Annotated in this window: 1 protein-coding gene; it reads left to right on the plus strand. The window is 67.1% G+C overall.

Translation table 11 applies throughout. The annotated features are described in order from the left end of the window. The first annotated feature begins 318 nt into the window (after positions 1-318). Complete coding sequence (locus ACFV0G_RS20255) at positions 319-2,658, plus strand: immune inhibitor A domain-containing protein (RefSeq protein ID WP_380549359.1); 2,340 nt, start codon at positions 319-321, stop codon at positions 2,656-2,658. Positions 2,659-2,830 lie beyond the last annotated feature (172 nt).

The following is a 2,830-nucleotide window of genomic DNA, read 5'->3' on the forward strand; positions in this document are numbered from 1 at the left end:
GGGCCGAGGCCTTTTCAGTTTGAAAACTGTTTACGGATCCATGACCTGTGATCTGGCGGGGTATGACCCGGGCAGGACGCGACACGGGACCTGGTACGTGTGCGATGCATGCCGCAACGGCGGGCGCCTGCATTACTATTGACTGACCATCAGTTGATCACGAAGTCGGGGAGGATAGCGTCGTGATCATGGATGGTCAAGGTCTTTCTTTTTTACCTGGCCTTGGATCAAATGTCGTCCACCTGTCTTTCATTGGTTCACCGGCCGGGCCAAGAGCCGTGCCGGTAAGGGGAGGACGTCACCACGTTGAAGATATCCATGAGGGCCGCTGCGGCCACGGCAGCCGTCGCGGTCACGGCCGCGCTCGGCGCCGGCCTGCTGCCCGGGACGGCTACCGCCGCCACGCCGGCCCCTGTCTCGCACGACCCTGCGGACGTGCAGGCCACCAAGGTCGACCACAATCTGCCGGGCCCGCTGACCGAGAAGGTCGACGCCGAGCAGAAGGCCGCGACCGAGCAGCTCCTCGCCGGCACCGCGAAGATCGAGAAGCACGGCAGCAGCACCTCGGTGAAGCTCGGCCGTGACAAGTACGTCGAGCTCGCCCGCGAGCGCACGGACAAGATCTTCACCATCCTCGTCGACTTCGGCGACCAGGTGGACAACACCACCAAGACCGCCGACGGCAAGGTCAAGTACGGTGGCCAGCCCGGCCCCGCGCACAACCAGATCGCGAAGCCGGACCCCGCGACCAACAACTCCACCGCCTGGCAGGCTGACTACAACCAGCAGCACTACCAGGACATGTACTTCTCCAAGACCGGCGACTCGCTGAAGACCTTCTACGAGAAGCAGTCCTCGGGTCGCTACTCGGTCGACGGCCAGGTCACCGACTGGGTGCGCGTGCCGTGGAACGAGGCCCGTTACGGCTCGGACTACTGCGGCAGCCACGTCTGCGCCAACGCGCAGGACCTGATCCGCGACGGCATCAACGCCTGGGTCGCCGACCAGAAGGCCAAGGGCCAGACGGACGCCCAGATCAAGGCCACCCTGGCGCAGTACGACCAGTGGGACCGGTACGACTACAACCACAACGGCAACTTCAACGAGCCCGACGGTTACATCGACCACTTCCAGATCGTGCACGCCGGTGAGGACCAGTCCGCCGGCGGCGGCGCCCAGGGCACCGACGCGCTCTGGGCCCACCGCAGCTACGTCTACGGCGCCCAGGCCGGCAAGACCGGTCCGGCCGACAACAAGCTCGGCGGCACCCCGGTCGGCGACACCGGCGTCTGGGTCGGCGACTACACGATGCAGCCCGAGAACGGCGGCCTCGGCGTCTTCGCCCACGAGTACGGCCACGACCTCGGTCTGCCGGACCTCTACGACACCACCGGTGCCGACGACAACTCGGTCGGCTTCTGGTCGCTGATGTCGTCCGGTTCCTGGCTCGGCGACGGCAAGAACTCGATCGGCGACAAGCCGGGCGACCTCGACGCCTGGTCCAAGCTGCAGCTCGGCTGGCTGAACTACGACAAGGCCACCGCCAACAAGCTCTCCTTCCACCTGGTCGGCCCCGCCGAGTACAACACCAAGCGGCCCCAGGCCGTGGTGGTCGACCTGCCGAAGAAGACCGTCACCACTGAGATCAACACCCCGTTCGCGGGTGCCAACGAGTGGTGGAGCGGCAGCGCCGACGACCTCAACGTCTCGCTGGTGCGCGACGTCGACCTGACCGGCAAGTCGGCGGCCACGCTGACCGCCAAGGCCTGGTACGACATCGAGCAGGACTACGACTTCGGCTACGCCGAGGTCTCCACCGACGGCGGCGCCCACTGGACCGCCCTCAACGGCACCTACAACGGCACCCCGCTGCAGAAGGACGGCGCCGACGCGCCGGCCCTCACCGGCAACTCGGGCGGCAAGTGGGGCGACCTGTCCTACTCGCTGAACGCCTACGCCGGCAAGGCCGTCAAGGTCCGCTTCCACTACACCACCGACGGCGGCCTGCACCTCAAGGGCCTCGCGCTGGACGACATCGCGGTCAACGCCGACGGTGCCGCGCTGTTCTCCGACGACGCCGAGCACGGCGACAACGGCTGGACCGCGACCGGCTTCTCGCGCATCACCGGCAAGTTCTCCAAGGACTACGCCCAGTACTACATCGCCGAGAACCGCCAGTACGTGTCCTACGACACCACGCTGAAGACCGGCCCGTACGTCTTCGGCTCGGCCGCCCGTCCGAACTGGGTCGACCACTACCAGAACCAGAACGGCATCCTGATCTGGCTCTGGGACACCTCGCAGTCCGACAACAACGTCACCGGCCACCCGGGCTCCGGCCTGATCCTGCCGATCGACTCGCACCCGACCCCGATCAAGTGGGCCGACGGCGCCCTGATGCGCTCGCGCCTCCAGGGCTACGACTCCACCTTCGGGCTGGACCGTACCGACGGCCTGGCGCTGCACAAGGCCGATGTGCTCACCAAGATCCCGTCCGCGCCGGCCGTCAGCACCTTCGACGACCACCGCAAGACCTACTGGGACGCGTCGACCCCCTACAGCAGCGTGAAGGTCCCGGACACCCGGACCGCGATCGACGTGCTGTGGAACAGCTCCAACAACCTGGAGGCCATCCTCATGGTGAGGCCCTCCTTCTGATCCGATCCGTCGGATCCGCACCGCACATGACAGACCGTCGGGCCCCCGACCCCCCCGGGGGGGCGGGGCGGCGGGCGGGGGGGGGGCCCGCCGAGCCCCGGGGGGTTAAAAAACATGAGGGGGCGCCCGGAGTTGGGGGGGGGTTTTGTGGTGGGGGGGGGGGGCTTTAAAA

This window comes from Kitasatospora sp. NPDC059571, assembly GCF_042735675.1.
Taxonomy (GTDB): domain Bacteria; phylum Actinomycetota; class Actinomycetes; order Streptomycetales; family Streptomycetaceae; genus Kitasatospora.

What these genes read in the sequence shown, in the direction of transcription:
- ACFV0G_RS20255 (WP_380549359.1), top strand. Translation starts at nt 319, where the DNA reads ATGAGGGCCGCTGCGGCCACGGCAGCCGTCGCGGTCACGGCCGCGCTC.